Origin of the sequence: Sphaerospermopsis aphanizomenoides BCCUSP55 (genome assembly GCF_001586785.1) — a bacterium.
GTDB lineage: Bacteria > Cyanobacteriota > Cyanobacteriia > Cyanobacteriales > Nostocaceae > Sphaerospermopsis_A > Sphaerospermopsis_A aphanizomenoides_A.
The window spans coordinates 36,634-56,187 of sequence record NZ_LUFH02000018.1 but is presented as its reverse complement, the minus strand read 5'-3'; the positions used below and the strand labels follow the sequence as shown (position 1 = coordinate 56,187).

The window sequence follows — 19,554 nt, the reverse complement described above, 5'->3', positions numbered from 1 at the left end:
AATAATTTTTTGGGAACAATAAATAATATCGTGTCGAGTTTAAAACTGATCATTGAGGCAGCAGGGGGAAATAGAGTAGAAGATTTGTCGCACAGATACGGGAATTATCACTAATTACTCGGACATTATATGACCCATTACCACACCCAATAGATATGATACGTAGAGATATTTTCTATTCACATACTAGAGAACGGGTAAAGCAATGGCTTGGTTTCCTGTTCTGTTTAACTTTCTGTTTGAGTTTAATATTGCATGGTTGCTATGTTATTCCTAACTCCCAACTGCAACCATTAAAAATTGGCATTACCACTTGGCCAGGTTTTGATATTGTTCTTTATGCTCAAGCTACCAACATCTTCAATCGTCGGGGTTTAGATGTAGAGTTGGTTCGGTTTGAAAATCAGCAGGACTCTGCCAGAGCAGTTATGCGGGGTTCACTAGATGCAGCTTTTGTGGCTTTATGGGATGCAGTACAGGTTGATCCAGGAGACGATAAACCTGTGATTGTATTAGTTACCAATATTTCCTCTGGATCTGATGGTATTGTTGCCCAAGCTCCAATTAAAACAGTCAAAGATTTGAAAGGCAAACTAGTGGGAGCGAAATTGGGTACGGTTAACCATTTAATTTTATTGGAAGCTCTAAATCAGCACAAAATATTACCGAGTGATGTACAAATAGAAGATATAGCTAATGAAACAGCAGCTAAATTGATGGTTCAAAAAAAACTTGATGCTGCCGTGATTTGGCAACCACTACTAGGTGAAACCGCTAAGAAAGCACAGGGAAATATTATCTATACAACAAAAGAAGTGGATAGCTTAGTAATTGATACTTTATTAACTAGTAAAAGAAACATCCAATCTAAAAAAGCAGAACTCATCCAGTTTTTATCAGCTTGGTTAGACGTAATGTATGCAGTTGAAACACGACCGACAGAAGTTTATGCCACAGTTGCTCAACAGTTAAATCAATTACCTGAGTCTTTTGCCAGTGATTATAATGGCTTGAAAAAAGGTGACATAGCGATGCAAAAACGGATGTTTCAAGACCAGAGTCGCTTGCAGGAAGCACTTGAGCAAATGAACAAATTACTTCAATCTGATAAAAGAGCAGGACGCTTGCCACGTCAGGATATTGAAATCAATAAAGAATTGATTAATACTGCTATTAAGGAGTGGAAAGCTTGAAGAGTTTTTCCTGGTTACGCAGACGGAGTTTATCGCAGCAACTCCTCCTCAGTTGCGGACTATCTTTAGCTACTGTTGGTTTGGGAACTTTATGGATTAATTATCAACTTATTCGTTCAGACCTAGACAAACAAGTCCGCACTCGCGCCTTATCTATTACCCAATCTATTGAATTTGCTACCGAAGGATTATTAGAAGTAGAACAACGTCACATTTTACGACGAGTTGTCCAGAATTATGCTACCTTACCAACTGTGGTGGAAATTGCGATCGTTAACCCAGATGGAGTTATCTTGGCAGATAGTCATGGTAATAGCTTGAATTTATATAAAGATAAACATCCACAAATGTTACCAGCGATTAAACAAGCGCAAATTACAGGTATTGCTACTGCTCATGAGATGGTATTGTATAACAAACCTGTACTAGTACAAATCCTGCCTTTTAGTAGCGTACTGTTTGGAACTTCAGGAAGAAGGGGTTTAGCGATCGCATTCGTAGACTTGAGACAAATACAGATGGAAGTAGGCAAAACTTTCTTGGCTTCCACTTTGACATTACTGGTGGGAATAGTCATGATTTTGCTGTTGATGGGAATACTAATTCGCAAAAATGTTTTACTGCCTCTAGATAGTTTAAATAGAGCCGTTAGCAATAGTAAAAAAACAGGAAATTTTTCTATGCCAGCAAAAATTCCTGTCAATGAAATTCAATTTTTAGCTACCACATTTCAAACAGTTTTTGAACAACTAGAAGCATATAATCAACTTAAAGCAGAAATTATTCAGCGTCAAAAAGTAGAAGCTACATTGCGAGAAAGTGAAGCCAGAGAACGCAGTAAATCTGAACAACTAGAAAAAACTTTAATAGAATTACAACAAGCACAAATCCAATTAGTGCAAAGTGAAAAGATGTCAAGTTTGGGACAATTAGTGGCTGGGGTTGCCCATGAAATCAACAATCCTGTTAACTTTATTTACGGTAATATTGAACCACTAGAGGAGCATATCCACAATTTGCTGTGGCTAATTTATCTATGTCAAGAACATCTACTCTCTGATGCTGAATTTCAGGCTGGATGTGATGAAATTGATCTCCAATATATTAAAGAAGATTTACCAAAAATCCTCAGTTCTTTAAAAGTTGGTACTCAACGTATCCGTCAGATTGTACTATCATTACGTAATTTCTCACGGATGGATGAAGCCGACTTTAAAACCGTGGATATTCACGAAGGTATGGATAGTACCTTAATGATTTTACAACATCGTCTCAAAGAACAACCTAAACGTCCAGCTATTCAAGTTATTAAAAACTATGGTAAATTACCTTTATTAGAATGCTATGCTGGACAACTCAATCAGGTCTTCATGAATATCCTTAGTAATGCCATTGATGCCTTAGAAGAGAGAATCAGCCAAGAAAACCTCGTTCCGACAATCACTATTAGTACCTCATTTATTAATGAAAAGTGGATAAAAATTGTGATTGCTGACAATGGCTCAGGAATACCCGAGAAAATCCAAAAACAAATTTTTAATCCCTTCTTCACTACTAAACCAGTTGGTAAGGGTTCAGGAATGGGAATGTCAATTAGTTATCAAATTATTAATGAAAAACATGGAGGCAATTTAGAATGTTTTTCTACACAAGGAAAAGGAACTGAGTTTGTGATTAAAGTTCCTCTTCATCAAAATAAATCAAAAGTTAAAAATTGAAAAGTAAATCCTAAAAATATGAAAATATCTGGTGTTCATCATATAGCAATTATTTGCTCTAACTACGAAATTTCTAAAAAATTTTACACAGAAGTTTTAGGTTTTGAGATTATTCACGAAACATTCCGTGCTGCTAGAAATTCTTATAAATTAGATTTACGAGTGGATGCAAATACCCAAATTGAGCTATTTTCTTTTCCGAACCCTCCACAAAGATTTAGTAGTCCTGAAGCTTGTGGTTTAAGACATTTGGCTTTTGCAGTTGAGGATATTGATGAGTGTGTCAGTTATTTACAATCTCATCAAATCGAAGTTGAAAATATTAGAATTGATGAAATTACAGGCAAGAAATTTACCTTTTTTAAAGACCCAGATAATTTACCGTTAGAAATTTACGAAACTTAAAATAGCAGTAATAATTCAGCAGTAATAACCTTTTTCTGCAAGAAGTTGTGATGATAATTTATACTTAAAAACACATGATCAACTGAATAGTGACTACGACGTTTGCTCAATAGATATCTTGTCAGTACTTTACAAAGCTTAATTGTATAAGACTTAAGCAGAAAAACGAAAAATTAAGGGTTTGGACAAAGGGATAAAGTGATATAAAAATCAAGGTCGAGAACAGGAAAACTCCCACACCCTTACACCCTTACACCCTTACACCCAGTCCTGACTAAATACAAAATCGGTGCAGTTTCCTACACCGATTTTCAGGATTAATTCTATTTTCCGCACCATTTCCCTCACGCTAAGGCGGAAGCTTGTGGTTTAGCAAAAATCATTCTACCTGCTGAGGTTTGCAAAGCACTGGTGACAACTACCCGCAGTTCACCACCGACATAGCTGCTTCCTTCCTCAACCACAACCATAGTTCCATCATCAAGATAGCCAACTCCTTGACTTGGTTCTTTACCTTCTTTGAGGATTTTCAAATCTAGATTATCACCAGGTAAATAAGAAGGACGAACTGCATTTACCAAATCATTAACATTCAAAACTGGTACTTTCTGTACACTAGCAACTTTAGATAAATTGTAGTCATTAGTTAACAGAGTAGCGTTGATTTCTTGGGCAAATTTTACCAATTTGGCATCAACTGTAGTCACATCGTCATAATCTACTGGGTTGATCAAAATTCGGTCTGGGTAGGCTTCTCTAATCCGGTTCAGGATTTCTAATCCTCGTCTTCCTCTCACCCGCTTTTGGTCTTTACTGGCATCAGCTACCTGTTGCAGTTCTTGTAAAATAAACTGGGGAACAATAATTACCCCTTCCAAAAACCCAGTTTCTAGTAAAGTTTCAATGCGACCATCAATAATGCAACTAGTATCTAAAACCTTGGTATTGGCTGGTTTAAGAGTTCCTTCCACCACCATTGTTTCTACAGTGTTGGGATTAATTAGGCGTAGCAAACCTCGTCCATGAGTATCTGCTAAATTCATGCCCGTAACAGCAAGTATAATACTACCAACAACTGCCACTAAAGGTTTAATAAATCCAAAATCTGCGGGTATGGGTAGTAAAAATAGCGGGGCTAACATTAAGTTGGCTAGTAACAGCCCAATTACTAAACCAATTGCACGAGTTAAAATAACTTCGAGGGGCATTTCTCGGACTTGTGCTTCTAAGCGACGGTATGTAGTTTGGAAACTTAGCCCAATTGCACCGCCAATGATCGCAGCAAAGACGGCAACGACTAACCGCAATGCGTCTAGGTTTGTTACCCCATCGAGAGTTCCAGGGGGGAGTAGATCGGTGCTGAAGTAACCTATTCCCGATGCTGCCAAAATAAATGAGAGAATGATAATGACATCAAGCATGATAGTGTTGTTTTCCTACAACTGTAGTTACCCGATAGAGTAAGGTATTTTTTATTTCAACGGTTAGATTGATGAAGAAATATGGACTTACGCTAGGGGTTTAGGCAATAAATACAATATATGCAAACATTATAACCAAAGTGTTTTCCCTGCATAATTATTCTTATTTTTGTTATCAAAAGATAAAAACTGGTAAACAAACTACTCATTTTCCTTATTTGTAATTGTCCATTCAATAAATTTAATTCTTAGTCATAATGAGTCCAAAAGATATTGCTACTCCTGTTCCTAGTGCTGCTTACATACATATTCCCTTTTGTCGGCGGCGGTGTTTTTATTGCGATTTTCCAGTTTTTGTGGTGGGCGATCGCTCACGGGGAGAAAACTCTAGTACGATTTCTCAATATGTGGAAGCAATCTGTCACGAAATCAGCATTTCACCAGCCTTTAGTCAACCCCTAGAAACCATTTTCTTTGGTGGTGGTACGCCTTCGCTGTTATCAACAGAACAGTTGCAATGTATATTAACAGCTTTGGAGAACCGTTTTGGCATTGCGGCTGGAGTAGAAATTTCAATGGAAATGGATCCCGGTACTTATGATTCGGCACATATCGCAGGTTATCGCAGTGCAGGTGTGAACCGGGTGAGTTTGGGTGTGCAGACGTTTCAAGCAGAGTTGTTAAAAATTGCTGGGCGATCGCACTCGGTTGAAGATATTTTTGCAGCTATTGATTTAATTCACCAAGTCGAAATACCCGAATTTAGCATAGACCTAATTTCCGGGTTGCCACATCAGTCTTTGGTTCAATGGCAAGATTCCCTAACTAAAGCGGTAGAAATTGCCCCCACGCACATATCTATCTATGATTTAACTATTGAACCAGGGACAGCTTTTAATCGTTATTACAAACCCGGAGATCATCCCCTACCGACAGATGAAACTACTGTTCAAATGTACCAACTAGGGCAAAAAGTCTTAACTGGTGCAGGTTATGAGCATTATGAAATTTCTAACTATGCCAAAAGCGGACATCAATGTAAACATAATCGAGTTTATTGGGAAAATCGCTCTTATTATGGTTTCGGCATGGGTGCGGCCAGTTATGTGCAAGGTAAACGCTTCACCCGTCCCCGCAAAACTCAAGAATATTATCAATGGTTGCAAAATGGCGCAGTAATTGATTGTGAAGTCACACCTTTAGGGGAAGAATTGTTAGAAACTTTAATGTTGGGTTTGCGGTTAGCTGAAGGTTTGAGTTTGAAAGTGTTGGTGGAGAAGTTTGGAACCCAAAAGGTAGAGGAAATTAAACAATATTTGCAACCTTATTTTGCAAAAGGTTGGGTAGAAGTTGTGGAGGAAAGATTGCGTTTAACTGACCCTGATGGGTTTTTGTTTTCTAATGTGGTGTTGGCAGATTTATTTGATAAGTTGGGGGAGTAAATAGCAGTTATTCGGTTATTTTTTTACGTAACTTTTCCGAAAAACTTGCAAGCCGTGATGTAGAAGAAAGAAAACACCGCTTGCCAACAACTATATGCAATTGAGCTTCAAAGCTAAATTATATCAATATAGGAATCATATTTGATTCTTGAAAAACACTCCCTACACTTCCCCTGTTCCCTGTTCCCTGTTCCCTGTTCCCTGTTCCCTGAATCCTTACGTTAATCCTAATCTAATTCATTAGACAAATTAGGAATAGGTATTAAATCTCAGACACTCCATTACAATTATTTCATCAAAACTACAAAAACATCTGCATATAGTTATGGAATTCCTCGCTCTCAAAATAATAAAAGCGTGATTGGAGGAGTTTTCATAGTTCCCGCACAGGAAAAATCCGAAATGACAACTGTAGCGATTGTATGTGAAAGTAATTTATCAGCAAATAAAGAAATAGCTGTACCTATTTATGATCATGAAAATGGTTTAGCTACCTGTGGTGCTGGGACAAAAGAATTGCGTAGATAGCATATTTTAACAAAGGTTGTTTTATGAATTACAAGTTATCCACTAAATGGCTTTCATATTTCTTCAATAACAATGATGATGAAGGAATTACTACTATAGAATGGGTAATTTTTTTAATCATAACAGGAATTTTGGCTGCCTTAGTACTACCATCTTTCCTAGCAGTAGCTCGCAAACCAGACCCATTATCTCAAGTAAAGCAATACACCAGGGCTATCAACCGTCATCAAGAAGCATATTTTTTAGAAAAAAACAAATTTACTAATTCATTAGCAGAATTACAACTTGGTATTGAATCTCAGACTACCAATCACAATTATTCCATCAAAACTAGGCAAACATCTGCATATACCTATGGAATAGCACGTAATCAAAATATTAAAAGTGCAGTTGGTGGAGTTTTCATAATTCCTGCAAAGGAAAAAACTGAAACTACAACCATTAGCATTTTATGTATTAATGATAAACCTGGTATAATTACTCCACCTGAACCCTTGTTTAATAATGGTGTTCCTAGCTGTCCTGTGGGAACTACAACCGTTCAATAAATAAACAAAATTAAGGATTATGCTGCAAAATAATGGCCATAACCTAAATTTTAAACTTATCTCCAGAGTTTTCCTTTGGGGTTTCATCATTAGTGGTATGGTGATGGCTGTGGCGATATATAACCCTGAACTACTTCAGCCATTAATTAAAGCCGGAATACCACTAACTAACTTATCTAGTTTGCCCGTTTTAGGTGATGCAATTCGGGCATCTAATACACCTCAAATTACTGTGCAAGAACTGAAACAATTAATTGACAGACAAGACCCTAAATTTCTATTAATTGATGTGCGTAGTCTTGATGAATATGAAGATGTTCACATTCCAGGAGCAATATTTGTACCACTAACAGATATTGAACAGGGTACGGGAATTAAAAAAATTAAATTGCTTATGCCAGGACATAGATTAATTACATATTGCTCTGTGGGTAAAAGGTCGAATAAAGCTTTGGAATTGCTAAAGGAATCAGGAATTGAAGGTGCAAATGTTCAGGGTGGAATTCATGAATGGAGAGAAAAAATTGATCCAGCAATGTCAGAAGTTTAAGGTTAGATATCAAAATGGAATATAAATCATTATTTATTTTTATCAGCATTGTTTTCTTCGGTGTATTAGAAACTATTTGTCCTTTTTTTCAATATCGTCAAGGTGCAATCAAAATATTTTCTACTAATTTAATCTTAGGGTTAATTAATGCTATAGGAATTAATTTGTTAATAGCATTGATTTTAAAATGGGTATGGAAACAAACTATATGGCTAGGACTGTTTGATGCCATTAATATACCTTGGCTAGAATTTAGTTTATCTTTTTTCTTACTAGATTTATATATGTATGTTTGGCATAGATTGATGCATAGTTCATCTTTAGGATGGAACTTTCATTTAGTCCATCATACAGATAGGTATATAAATATCTCTACTGCTTATCGTTTTCATATAATTGAAGTAATTTTATCTAATTTGCCTAAAATATTTTTAATATATCTATTTGGTATAGAAATAAATAATTTAATTTTTTATGAATCCTTATTTGCAATATCGCTGATTTTTCATCACAGTAATTTAGCTTTAAATTTTCAAATTGATAAATTTGTTAGTTATTTAATAGTGACACCGAATTATCATCGGTTTCATCATTCACAAATGATAGAAGCTACTAATAGTAATTATTCAAGCCTTTTGACTATATGGGATGTAATTTTTCAATCCCGTTATTATCCTCTATTTCCAGAAACTATTAAATTAGGCGTAGCACAAGAAAATAGAGATTTTAATTTCATTCAGTTATTAAAATTGCCATTTATGGCAAGAAACAGGGAATAAAGATTAATTCATTAATGCTGATAGGGGAGCGTGGCGTAAGCCATACTCCTGATAGCGAAGCGTGGCCTAAGCCATACTCCTTGTTTACTAATTAAGGCACAATCAAAACTGGACAAGGAGAAAGGTTAATCACCCGGTTTGTCACACTCTCAGTTAGACCTTCTTCAGTCAGTCCTAACCCGCGACAGCCCATAATAATTAAGTCAGCCCCTATCTCATCAGCAACATCACAGATAGTAAAAGCAGGGTTGCCTTGTTTTTCTATGACTTCAGTGGTAATACCTTGCCCAGAAAATAAGGCTTGGGCATCTTCCAGTAGTTTAGCAACTGCTTCTGGAGACACCATTGGACTGCCAGAGGGCGCGTCTGGGGCTGGTTCTTCTACGACGGAAAGCACTACTAGACGACTGGTACACAGTTGCACAACCTTGGTAACTAGGTCAGCTGCTTCCCGTGCTTCACGACTTTGATCAATTGGAAATAGAACTGTTTTAAACATAATCTCACTGGGACAGCCCGCACTCCGGTAAAATCTTGATGGTCATATTTTGAAAACAATAACAAAAAGGCAATCAGGAGAGTTTGGCTGTGTCTAAAAAAAGTTTAGCAAGTTTATCTGCGGCTGATATATCTGGCAAACGCGCTTTGGTGCGGGTTGATTTTAACGTGCCTGTGGATGATCAAGGCAACATTACCGATGATACCCGGATTCGAGCAGCGTTGCCAACTATCCAAGATTTGACCAAAAAGGGTTCTAAAGTCATTTTAGCAAGTCATTTCGGTCGTCCCAAGGGTGTAGATGAAAAATTACGTCTAACTCCTGTGGCTAAACGTCTTTCTGAGTTGTTAGGACAAGAAGTTGTCAAAACTGATGACTGTATTGGTGATGATGTGGCTGCTAAGGTTGGAGCGTTGCAAAATGGCCAAGTGCTGTTATTAGAAAATGTCCGCTTCTACAAGGAAGAAGAAGGGAACGACCCTGAATTTGCTCAAAAATTGGCTGCCAACGCTGATTTTTATGTAAATGATGCTTTCGGTACTGCACACCGCGCCCATGCTTCTACTGAAGGTGTAACTAAGTATTTAAGTCCTTCCGTAGCTGGTTACTTGGTTGAAAAGGAATTGCAATATTTACAAAGTGCAATTGAACAACCTAAGCGTCCTTTAGCAGCCATTATCGGCGGTTCTAAGGTTTCTAGCAAAATTGGTGTGATTGAAACTCTCTTAGAAAAGTGCGATAAGTTGATCATTGGCGGTGGAATGATCTTTACATTTTACAAAGCCCGTGGTTTGAATGTTGGTAAGTCTTTGGTAGAAGAAGACAAGATGGAATTAGCGCAGACTTTGGAAGCGAAGGCTAAGGAAAAGGGTGTGGCTTTATTGCTACCTACTGATATTGTTGCGGCTGATAAGTTTGCGCCTGATGCTAATGCTACCACTGTGAGCATTGAAAATATCCCTGCTGATGGTATGGGTTTAGATATTGGTCCTGACTCTGTGAAGGTTTTCCAAGAAGCTTTGGCTGATTGTAAGACTGTAATCTGGAATGGTCCTATGGGTGTGTTCGAGTTTGATAAATTTGCTGTGGGTACTGAGGCGATCGCTCGTACTTTAGCAGAAATCGGCAAAACCGGCACAACTACCATTATCGGTGGTGGTGACTCTGTAGCCGCTGTGGAAAAGGTTGGTTTAGCTGATCAAATGAGCCACATTTCTACCGGTGGTGGTGCTAGTTTGGAGTTGTTGGAAGGTAAAGTATTACCTGGTATTGCAGCTTTGGATGAAGCGTAAGTTAGTAAGTTCTGTTAACTAATAACAAATTGAGTAGGGGAGGTAATTTTGCATTCCCTTACTCTTTTTGTTAGCATTCATCTACTAGCATTAGAAAGTTATTCAAAGGTAAAATTATGGAAACTCAAGAATTAAAAGCCTTGATTAAGGAGATGATTAGAGAAGTCTTGAGAGAAGAGAAACTAACACTTTATAACCCCCTGTTATCAGATATAACTAATACAGAAAATGAAGAATGGAAGCAATTTTCACTTGAACAGGCCATGAGGGGTTTAGAAAATGATTATCTCCCAGAATACACAGAAGCGGATCTTATAGAAAAATGGCAATAGCAGGTCAAATTGTATTATTCAAATTTCCCCAAACAGACCTAACAATTGGAAAATTACGCCCAGCACTTCTAATTAAGCCATTAAGGTAAGGGTAAGCATTCAGCCGTTAGCAACAGCCGGAAAACCATCAAGATTAGCCTGTAAATTGCTTTCATTAACATTTTTGGAATTTGACAACACTCTGCACCTCAAGTTCCTCTGTTCCCCATCTATCTACTGTGGTGTCTCTGTTCCAGTCGGTGTAGGTGTGGGTTCTTGTGTCGGTTCTGGAGTTGGTGTTTCCGTAGGTTCTGGTTCTGGGGGATTTTCTACTGTGACTGTAAGCTGATATTGTCCAGGTTTTGATGCTGTGGAAACTATTACAAATTCATAAAATCCTGTTTCTGGTAAAGTTTTGGTAACTGTGCGCTGTTGAGAATCTTCTAAAAATGTGACTGTTCCAGAAGGAGAATAAATTGATAGTAAAATTTGCGAACTTGCTTCTATTTGCACTTCCATATTTTGCTCTTTAGCAAGTCCAGCTATGAATACTTTACCTTCTCCTGGTTGCAGTGTACCACTAACTGTTTTCCCTGTCTCACCTTCAGGAAATACTATTTTTTCAAAGGCGCTATTTGATAGGATAGCGTTGAGTTTATCATTGACAAATCCATGCCAAACTTGTCCAATTGGTTGACTAAGAAAGTCTTTACCTTTTTGTTCAGGAAATTGATGTAAGAAAGCCGCATCACCTAAATCATATAAGGAACGACTACCAACGTTTTTGCGGTTAACTTCTACTTTCCAGCGATCGCGTTCTGCTGAAGTATATGTTCCCAATTGACGACGAGAGTTAGAACTTAGTGCTGATAATTTGTCTAAAACTTTGGCTGCGGTTTGATCCCATTCTGTTCGCAAGCTTGCATCTTCTGTACTATCGCTGAGGGTGCGTCCTTTTAAACTGGGGTTTTGTTCCCAAAAGATTTGATTGACTAAACTCACATAATAGTTATAATCTATACCTAATTGCTGACGGCGATCGCTCAATCTTTGTTTGCGTTCTCTTTCCTCTGGTGAATAATTATTGGCAATTTCTGGGGACTCACTGACGCTAGGAGTAGGACTAGATGTAATTTCTGGATCACTTCCTCCTAGATCCTGTTTCGGGTGATTGAATCCCCACCACAGTAATACCCCACTGGTAATTAAGGCTAAGGTAACAATAAAGATGTTTGTTCCTGTCCAAATACTTGCAGCTTGGGGATTAGGAGTAATTGCAGGTTGAGGTGCTGGGTGTTGGGGGGGAGAAACAGCAACGGTTTCCGACGTGGGAATTTGTGGTGTAGGTGGTTGGGTGGGAGGATAATTAATTGGTTGGGGGTTGAGTGCTGCTAGAACGTGACTAGCTGATTGATAGCGATCGCCAGCCCTTGCAGATAGCATTCTATCTAATATTTGCCCTAATTCGGGACTAACGTTTACTTCCCGTCGCCATTGCCAAGTCAGATTATGAGTATCAATTAATTCTTGGGGCTGTTTACCTGTCAGTAAAACTAACACTGTCACAGCTAAAGCATATAAATCACTATGGGGAAAAACTGCACCTGTCTGCATTTGTTCAGGTGGTGCAAATCCCACTTTTCCTAACAGAGTTCCATTGGTGGGAGATGAACTCATACCAGTTTGATAATATTGAGAAGCGACTGTTGCCGCAACTTGTTTGACACCACCAAAATCAATTAAAACTGGTAATTGATCAGCAGTGCGAAGCATTAAATTATCAGGAGAAATATCACGATGAATTACACCAACAGAGTGAATATATTCCAGCACTGGTAAAATTTGCTTTAATAATTGGTTTACTGCTATTTCTGTAAATTTTAAACCTTGTTGTTTGCGACTATTTAATAAAGAATTATAAGTTTGTCCTTCTATATAATCTTGTACTAAAAACAGAGATTCCTTAGCTTCCAAATTAATGCGTAATAATTCCCGAAACCGAGGAATTTGGGGATGTTGCAACTTATAGAGAACACTGGCTTCTCGTTGAAATAGTTCTTCAGCTTTTTGGACAACGTAAGGAGTTTGTACTTGAGGAGAAAATTCCTTTAACACACAAGCTTCGCGGAAGCGGTTAATATCTTCAGCTAAATAAGTCCGCCCAAAACCTCCTTGTCCGAGTTGACGTACAATTACATAGCGATCGCCTAAAGTTTGACCTGTTTGGATACCATTACTTACAGGCTTTTCTAATATCTTTTCACCACACTGTAGACAAAACTTACTACCAGATGGATTTTGATGTCCTTTAGAACAATAAAGATTAGTCATTAGTGATTAGTCGTTAGTTATTAGTTATTAGCCATTAGTCAAGGACTAGGGAGTTCTTTATTTTGGATTTTGGACTTTGGATTGTTTTGAGCCACTTCAATCTAAAATTTTCTTCCCTGTCACCTCTTATCTATTTCCTACTTGGTCAGATGCGATCGCATACCAAATTTGCAGGAAAGTCTGCTGATTTAGTTTGCCATGTTCTTGACCAGGAAACAATGGGTCAAATTTTTGATATGTGTCTGTTCGCAAATCCTGAAAAGACCTATATTTACCTAATCTCCCTGCTTTAGCTAGTCGATCCCACCTTTGGGAGTCTTGTTGACTATAGGTACCTATCTTTCTGCGTGCTGTTGCACTCAAGTTAGCCTGTTCAATTTTTTTTAACAACTCATCAGCAATATTATTCCATTGTTCACGCAAAGACCTATCTTCTGGGTTATCCGTTAACTCCCTTCCCCGCAAATCTGGCTTTTGAGTATAAAATATTTCATTAACTGTTCTAGTAAAAAATACAGAAGAAATTTCTAGTTCTTGCAAGCGGCTAAATACTTCTTGAATACTGCGTTTACTACTTGTAACACCTCCTGGATTATTAATAGTTGGAACTGGTGGAATTTCAACTTTCGGTAAAGTAATTGATGATATGCTTTTAACCATAAAATTTCCTAGTGTCCACAAACCCGCACCAGTTAAAGTTACACCAGTAGTCAAGATAAAGCTAACAGCAAAAGGGCGCAACCATGCTGGCATCGGTATCTGTTGCACCACAGATTTAGTCTTATTATGAAATCCAGTACCAAGATTGCGGGCGTGTTTTATGCCCGGTGCTGCTACCATTGTTTTTAACTTAGTCAGATAAGAATTAGACTTATTGCTAGTAGGTTGCATAGTATTTACAGTCAAAATAGTATTATCTGTAGAGACAGAAGATGGTGCGGGTAAATCTTTAATAACTTGTTCTGCTGTTTGATAGCGATCGCTTGGTTTATATGCCAACATCTTTTTTAAAACTACCTCCAACTGAGAACTAATCTTAATTTCTTTACCCCAATACCAAGCCCCGTTATAACTATCATAAAGTGTTTGCGGTTCTTTCCCAGTCACTAATACCAAAACCGTCACAGCCAAAGAATATAAATCACTATTTTTATATACTTTTCCTTGAATTAATTGTTCTTCAGGTGCATATCCTTTTTTACCCAATAAAGTACCATTACCAGCTAACTGAGTTTGCCAAAAACCCTGAGAGGCTGGTAACTGTTTCACCCCACCAAAATCAATCAATACTGGCAAATTATCACCATGTCTTAAAATTAAATTATCCGGTGAAATATCCCGATGAATAATATTTAGTTTGTGAATATAACTCAAAACTGGCAGCAGATGATGCAACAGATTCACTACTTCCTGTTCACTAAAAGATTTTCCTTGACTCCGACGCTGTGCTAACAACTCATAATAATTTTCACCGGGAATATAATCTTGTACCAAAAAGAAAAAATCCCTAGTACCTATTTTGGCTTGAATGGAAGCATGAAAACGCGGAATTTGAGGATGTAGAATTTTTTTTAGTACACTTGCTTCTCGTTCAAATAATTCTTTAGCTTTTTGTAAATCTTCCCCTTTCACAACCTGGGGCGCAAATTCCTTTAAAACGCACTTTTCACGCGCTTTTTGTCTGTCAACCGCTAAATAACTACGTCCAAAGCCACCTTGCCCTAATATACGCCCAATTTCATAACGATTATCAATAACTTGCCCAACAGTCAACAGCAAATCCTCACCGCAAAGAGTACAAAAACGATTATTTTTAGTATTAGCGTGCTTTTGACTACAATATATCTGCATAATCACAAAAGATAAATTAGGGCTAATCAAGTTATACAACACAGAAAAGATGATTTACTGATAACTCAGAAAATAACCCTTTAAGTCAGGTTGGTAATTGGAAAAAGCGATTTTCTGTCACCAGTAACCTAGTCTATCTAAGCATTGGCCTAACTAAAGCTAAAGCTTGTTTTAGCAACTCTAAATTTAAAGGTTTACTTAAAAAATCATCCATACCGGCATTTAAACAAATTTGTCTGTCTCTTGTCATGGCATTTGCCGTCATAGCAATAATGCGCGGTTTTTGACTGCCTGATAAATTTTCACAAATCCAACGAGTTGTTTCTAATCCATCCATTTCTGGCATTTGTACATCCATCAAAATCACATCATAATTTTGACGTTGTAAAGCGGCAATTACTTCTAAACCATTAGCTGCTATATCGGCTTGATGTCCTAATTTTTTCAAAATCAACAAAGCAACTTTCTGATTAACAATATTATCTTCAGCCAAAAGAATCCGCAAACTAGGGTGTAAAGAAGTAACAGTATTAACAGTTGTATTAGTCATTACTTGTGAATCTTGATCATCTGCTTCAGCAAAAATTTCCTTTAACATCAAATACAACTGAGATTGTTTAATTGGATTATTTAAAATAGATATTTGCGGATAATGAGTTTTTAGTTTTGCTGTGACATTAGCAAAGTCAGTTAAAATGATTAAAGGCAATTTCTGTAAAGTCAAATTACTAAGATCATTTGTTAAATTCATACCATTCACAGTAAAAATATGCCAATCAATAATAATCAAATTATAATCATCTTTAGATAACATCCTCACAAAACTTTCTGCTCGATCAGTAGTATTAACAATCATTTGATATGCTTGTAATTGTTGCTTTATAATTTTCAAATTAGTATTATTTTTAGCAACTAATAACACTTTTTTTCCAATTAATGACTGGAAATTAATACCCACATCATCACCACCAGACTTTATTTGCGTAACAATAGTAAAGTAAAAAGTTGAACCTCGATGCAAATCGCTTTCTAGCCAGATTCTTCCCCCCATAATTTCTACCAACTGTTTGCAAATAGCCAGACCTAAACCTGTTCCACCATATTTACGAGTAGTAGAAGCATCAACTTGACTAAAAGCGTGAAACAGATAATTTTGCTGTGCTATATCAATACCAATCCCTGTGTCCTGAACAGCAAATTCAATTTCATATTGATTATTTGTGACATTAGCAAGTTTAGCATTAACAGAAACAATAATTTCTCCCTGTTGGGTAAATTTAATTGCATTTCCAATCAAATTAACTAAAACTTGGCGAACTCTGGTGACATCGCCCTGAATATTAATGGGTGTTGCTGGATGCCAAAAATATGCTAAATTTAAATTTTTATCAACTGCTTGATGAGCGAATAAATCAATAGCAGTTTCTAAACATTCCTGTAAATTAAATATTTGATATTCTAAATCTAATTTTCCAGATTCAATTTTAGAAAAATCAAGAATATCATTAATAATTGTCAGTAAAGATTCGCCACTGTTACGAATAGTTTCTACAAAATCAAGTTGTTGGGATGTAAGATCAGTATCAATTAACAAACTAGTCATCCCAATCACACCATTCATGGGAGTACGAATTTCATGACTCATGATTGCCAAAAATTCACTTTTAGCTCGATTAGCTGCATCAGCTTCTTGTCTGGCTTGTTGTAATTCAGCGTTTTTTCGTGCTAGTTTCTCTAAATTTTGTTTTTCCTGTTTTAATAAATTTGCTTGAGCAATAGCTATACCTAATTGAACTGCAACTGCTTCCAATAATTCAATTTCATCCTCAGTCCAATGATGATAATGTTCACAGTGATATAATCCAATTGCTCCATTAATTTCACTTTGATAAAATGTACCAGCTCCTAACAAAGATTTCAGTTGCCTCATCTTTAATCTAGGTTTTAGATCAGCTAAGATAGGGTGAATAGAAACATCATCAACGGGGATAGCTTTTTCTTGACTTATTATAGCCGCCATATAAGTATTACCCATAATAGGAATTTCAGTCCCTAAGAAAGAGGAATAGTTTCCGACAATATATTCAGCAGTACAAATCACTTTAATGCGATTTTCTTCTTCATTCTCGCTGGGATAACAATTGAAAATCAAGGCTTGGTTAATATTAAAAGCTTTGCCAATTTCAATAGCAGCAATTTGAAAAATTTGCTCAGGTTCTAAACTTTGGCGAATTTGATCAGAAATCTTTCTTAAAAGAATTATTTTATTAAATTGATTTTGTAAAATTACTTCTGATTCTTTTCTGGTTGTAATATCTCTGAGAATAACAGTAAGAATAATTTGATTATCAATATTCAACTTAGAAATAGAAGCTTCAGCCGGAAATTCTGTCCCATCTCGACGACGCGCAAATAAAGTCCGGTTTCTATCTCCCATTGGCCGCGCAATATCCCCAGAAATTCTAAATTTTTGAACATGGTGATGGTGTGATTGGACAAATCTTGCTGGTAAAAGAAAATCTAATGTTTGTCCAATTACTTCTTCAGAAGAATAACCAAATGCCTTAACTGCACCTTGGTTAAACATAATGATTCGTTGTTCACCATCAATGGAAATAATTGCATCCTCAGCAACCTGAAGAATTCCTGATAGTTTACTTTGTGTGTTCTGTAATTCTAATTGGATTTGTTGAGAATGCAGCAATTCCTGTTGTAGTTCAGCAGTACGTTGTGCAACTTTAGTTTCTAATTGTTGTTTAGATTCTTGTAATTCTTGAATTAATAAAGCTTGTTGTATAGCAATAGAAAGTTGCACTGATAATTGTTCTAAAAATTCAATTTCTTGATTTTGCCAAAATCGAGGAGAAGTACAATCATGAGCAATTAACAACCCCCAAGGTTGATTATTTACTGTAATTGGTATAGTTAAATAAGCTTTTACTCCATACTGTGCTAAAAAATTATGGCAACATTCCCACAAATTAGCCTGATGAATATCAGCAATAGCTTGACTATGCGGATTAAGAGCACAAGCAAAACAACTTGCTGCTAAACATTCATTAGCAATAATGTGATGAATAATTGATAATTGAGGATGACTCACTGATTCTACAAGACCTTTTTTACTTCCCTCTTCCAACCGATAAATAATTACTCTATCCGTTGCTAATAATTGATGCACTTCCTCAACTGCTGTTTTTAAGATAGTTGGTAATTCTAGAGAAGAACGAATCCGTAAAGCCATATCAGCAAGTAATTTTTCTCTCTTTTCTTGGATTGTTAAAAAGGAGTTTTGTTGTTCAGATTGTGGTTTTAGATTCTGAGTAATTTGCTTTAATAATTGACTTTTTTCTGCTTGTAAAGTAGTCACCTGATGCTGTAAAACAGCAATCAAACTATATAATTCTCTAGGGTCAATAGCTAGTAAAATACTACTTTGGGTCAAAATACCTGCTAATTCTCCCTGATTATTTACTACTACCAAGCGGCGAATGTTATGCTCTTGCATTTTTTGATGTACATTCCACAAACAGTCATCTGTGTGACAGAGAACTAGAGGGGTCGTCATGACTGTTTCTGTGATTAATTTTGATAAATTTAGTCTTAAAGCTTGAAATTTAACAATATCTTTTTCTGTAACAATACCAATGGGAGCAATTACTCCTGTTAGTGTTTTTTTCGTAATTACAACACAACTAACTCGATGATTAATCATCAGTTCTACTAAGTCTAATATTGAGTTTTCAGCCTGACTACAAATCACTTTATTATTCATCACTTCATCAACATAGCGATGTTTTAATAAATCCACAGGTTGCAATATTGAACGCAGCATTTCTGGAGTTATCACACCCACATATTTTTGCTGGGAATTTAAAACAGGTATATGTCTGATGCAATGCTTCTGCATCAAATTAATTAGTTCGATAAAATTGTGAATTTGTGTATCTTGACAGGTGATTAAATTCCGAGTCATTACATCAGCAACAATCACATTTTCTAAAGCTACTTCTTTTGCTGCTAACTTGACTAAATCCCGTTCTGTGATTAAACCAACTAAATGCTCATTTTCTATAACTATAGCGCAACTAACTTTTTGTAATGCTTTTGTTTGAGCTTCTACATTTTTATTAGAAATTACATCACTTGAGTATGCATCCATCATTTTATGAATAACTTCTAAAACAGAATTTGTTGGTGCAACTATGATAGAAGTTGTTTCCATCTGTTGTTTAGCAAATAATTGATAAATATCTTGATTTAGCATCTTATTGATCCATACCCGCACTCAGGTGTTAGTATTTTCACAGTCTTTCTAAGTAGATTTTATATATTACACCTGCTCGTGAATCAATAATTTATATATAGAACTCCTATTTGATTATTGATAGCTTGCGTCGCGTAGCCATACAAAACTCCTTACATCCAACTCCTCTACGAAAAATATGGCTTACGCCACGCTACGCGAACATAAATCAAATCGTATCGCTATATTGATTGTCAAGGGTTTAGGTTGCTGATGTATGACTCTTGTTGATACACATTATTTTACATCAGTTTTTCACTACTTAATTGCTAAGTATTAAATGCTACTAAAATATCAAATCTGCAAGTTGTCAGTTATATCATGTCCAGCTAATTATTGAGAAGAACTGTTTTTCTCTTCCCTATTCCCTGACTCAACAG

14 protein-coding genes and 1 pseudogene are annotated in these 19,554 nt (G+C 36.4%); 10 read left to right on the top strand and 5 right to left on the bottom strand.

Annotated features, from left to right (window positions below):
* The first annotated feature begins 155 nt into the window (after positions 1–155).
* The 3 genes from A0J48_RS06790 to gloA2 are packed head-to-tail and all read left to right on the top strand — an operon-like array spanning position 156 to position 3,316.
* Positions 156–1,193 (top strand): ABC transporter substrate-binding protein, encoded by a 1,038-nt coding sequence (locus tag A0J48_RS06790; protein ID WP_200321529.1) that lies wholly within the window; start codon positions 156–158, stop codon positions 1,191–1,193.
* On the top strand, positions 1,190–2,911 hold the full coding sequence (locus A0J48_RS06785) for a sensor histidine kinase (protein WP_234300770.1): 1,722 nt from the start codon (positions 1,190–1,192) through the stop codon (positions 2,909–2,911). The genes A0J48_RS06790 and A0J48_RS06785 overlap by 4 nt, the downstream gene beginning before the upstream one ends.
* Positions 2,912–2,929: 18 nt before the next feature.
* Complete coding sequence (gene gloA2, locus A0J48_RS06780) at positions 2,930–3,316, top strand: SMU1112c/YaeR family gloxylase I-like metalloprotein (protein WP_200321527.1); 387 nt, start codon at positions 2,930–2,932, stop codon at positions 3,314–3,316.
* Between the two features lie 344 nt (positions 3,317–3,660).
* Here gloA2 and A0J48_RS06775 read toward each other — a convergent pair whose 3' ends face one another.
* Positions 3,661–4,737: a PIN/TRAM domain-containing protein gene (locus A0J48_RS06775; RefSeq protein ID WP_200321525.1), complete on the bottom strand. Its 1,077-nt coding sequence runs from the start codon at positions 4,735–4,737 to the stop codon at positions 3,661–3,663.
* A 257-nt stretch (positions 4,738–4,994) separates the two neighbouring features.
* On the opposite strand from A0J48_RS06775, the gene hemW reads away from it, so the two are divergent.
* The 5 genes and pseudogenes from hemW to A0J48_RS06750 all read left to right on the top strand — a co-directional run bounded on the left by hemW (position 4,995) and on the right by A0J48_RS06750 (position 8,584).
* Positions 4,995–6,179 (top strand): radical SAM family heme chaperone HemW, encoded by a 1,185-nt coding sequence (hemW, locus tag A0J48_RS06770; protein ID WP_200321523.1) that lies wholly within the window; start codon positions 4,995–4,997, stop codon positions 6,177–6,179.
* Between the two features lie 246 nt (positions 6,180–6,425).
* Positions 6,426–6,707, top strand: a pseudogene (locus A0J48_RS06765) (type IV pilin-like G/H family protein); the annotation flags it as partial.
* Positions 6,708–6,730: 23 nt separating this feature from the next.
* Positions 6,731–7,255 carry a type IV pilin-like G/H family protein gene (locus A0J48_RS06760; protein WP_200321521.1) on the top strand — a complete coding sequence of 175 codons (525 nt, stop codon included), beginning with the start codon at positions 6,731–6,733 and terminating at the stop codon, positions 7,253–7,255.
* A 19-nt stretch (positions 7,256–7,274) separates the two neighbouring features.
* Positions 7,275–7,805, top strand: a complete 531-nt coding sequence (locus tag A0J48_RS06755) for a rhodanese-like domain-containing protein (RefSeq protein ID WP_200321519.1) — start codon at positions 7,275–7,277, stop codon at positions 7,803–7,805.
* A 14-nt stretch (positions 7,806–7,819) separates the two neighbouring features.
* Positions 7,820–8,584 (top strand): sterol desaturase family protein, encoded by a 765-nt coding sequence (locus A0J48_RS06750; protein WP_200321517.1) that lies wholly within the window; start codon positions 7,820–7,822, stop codon positions 8,582–8,584.
* Positions 8,585–8,675: 91 nt separating this feature from the next.
* Here the strand turns inward: A0J48_RS06750 and A0J48_RS06745 are convergent, their stop codons facing one another.
* Entirely contained in the window at positions 8,676–9,083 is a 408-nt protein-coding gene (locus A0J48_RS06745; protein ID WP_200321515.1) for a universal stress protein, read from the bottom strand.
* A gap of 89 nt (positions 9,084–9,172) precedes the next feature.
* Between A0J48_RS06745 and A0J48_RS06740 the strand changes: the two genes are divergently transcribed.
* Together A0J48_RS06740 and A0J48_RS06735 are read left to right on the top strand one after the other, a co-directional pair.
* Entirely contained in the window at positions 9,173–10,375 is a 1,203-nt protein-coding gene (locus A0J48_RS06740) for a phosphoglycerate kinase (protein ID WP_200321513.1), read from the top strand.
* A gap of 116 nt (positions 10,376–10,491) precedes the next feature.
* The gene (locus tag A0J48_RS06735; RefSeq protein WP_200321511.1) at positions 10,492–10,707 is read left to right on the top strand and encodes a hypothetical protein; all 216 of its coding nucleotides are present in this window, start codon (positions 10,492–10,494) and stop codon (positions 10,705–10,707) included.
* 213 nt (positions 10,708–10,920) lie between these two features.
* Here the strand turns inward: A0J48_RS06735 and A0J48_RS06730 are convergent, their stop codons facing one another.
* From A0J48_RS06730 to A0J48_RS06720, 3 genes are all read right to left on the bottom strand, one after another.
* Complete coding sequence (locus A0J48_RS06730; protein ID WP_200321509.1) at positions 10,921–13,017, bottom strand: serine/threonine-protein kinase; 2,097 nt, start codon at positions 13,015–13,017, stop codon at positions 10,921–10,923.
* Positions 13,018–13,143: 126 nt separating this feature from the next.
* Positions 13,144–14,868, bottom strand: a complete 1,725-nt coding sequence (locus A0J48_RS06725; RefSeq protein ID WP_200321507.1) for a serine/threonine-protein kinase — start codon at positions 14,866–14,868, stop codon at positions 13,144–13,146.
* Between the two features lie 133 nt (positions 14,869–15,001).
* Positions 15,002–19,135 (bottom strand): response regulator, encoded by a 4,134-nt coding sequence (locus A0J48_RS06720; RefSeq protein WP_200321505.1) that lies wholly within the window; start codon positions 19,133–19,135, stop codon positions 15,002–15,004.
* Positions 19,136–19,554 lie beyond the last annotated feature (419 nt).

Coding starts and splice junctions, on each gene's coding strand:
- A0J48_RS06750 (WP_200321517.1), top strand. CDS start 7,820: ATGGAATATAAATCATTATTTATTTTTATCAGCATTGTTTTCTTCGGT.
- A0J48_RS06760 (WP_200321521.1), top strand. CDS start 6,731: ATGAATTACAAGTTATCCACTAAATGGCTTTCATATTTCTTCAATAAC.
- A0J48_RS06720 (WP_200321505.1), bottom strand. CDS start 19,135: ATGCTAAATCAAGATATTTATCAATTATTTGCTAAACAACAGATGGAA.
- hemW (WP_200321523.1), top strand. CDS start 4,995: ATGAGTCCAAAAGATATTGCTACTCCTGTTCCTAGTGCTGCTTACATA.
- A0J48_RS06725 (WP_200321507.1), bottom strand. CDS start 14,868: ATGCAGATATATTGTAGTCAAAAGCACGCTAATACTAAAAATAATCGT.
- A0J48_RS06790 (WP_200321529.1), top strand. CDS start 156: ATGATACGTAGAGATATTTTCTATTCACATACTAGAGAACGGGTAAAG.
- gloA2 (WP_200321527.1), top strand. CDS start 2,930: ATGAAAATATCTGGTGTTCATCATATAGCAATTATTTGCTCTAACTAC.
- A0J48_RS06755 (WP_200321519.1), top strand. CDS start 7,275: ATGCTGCAAAATAATGGCCATAACCTAAATTTTAAACTTATCTCCAGA.
- A0J48_RS06745 (WP_200321515.1), bottom strand. CDS start 9,083: ATGTTTAAAACAGTTCTATTTCCAATTGATCAAAGTCGTGAAGCACGG.
- A0J48_RS06730 (WP_200321509.1), bottom strand. CDS start 13,017: ATGACTAATCTTTATTGTTCTAAAGGACATCAAAATCCATCTGGTAGT.
- A0J48_RS06735 (WP_200321511.1), top strand. CDS start 10,492: ATGGAAACTCAAGAATTAAAAGCCTTGATTAAGGAGATGATTAGAGAA.
- A0J48_RS06775 (WP_200321525.1), bottom strand. CDS start 4,737: ATGCTTGATGTCATTATCATTCTCTCATTTATTTTGGCAGCATCGGGA.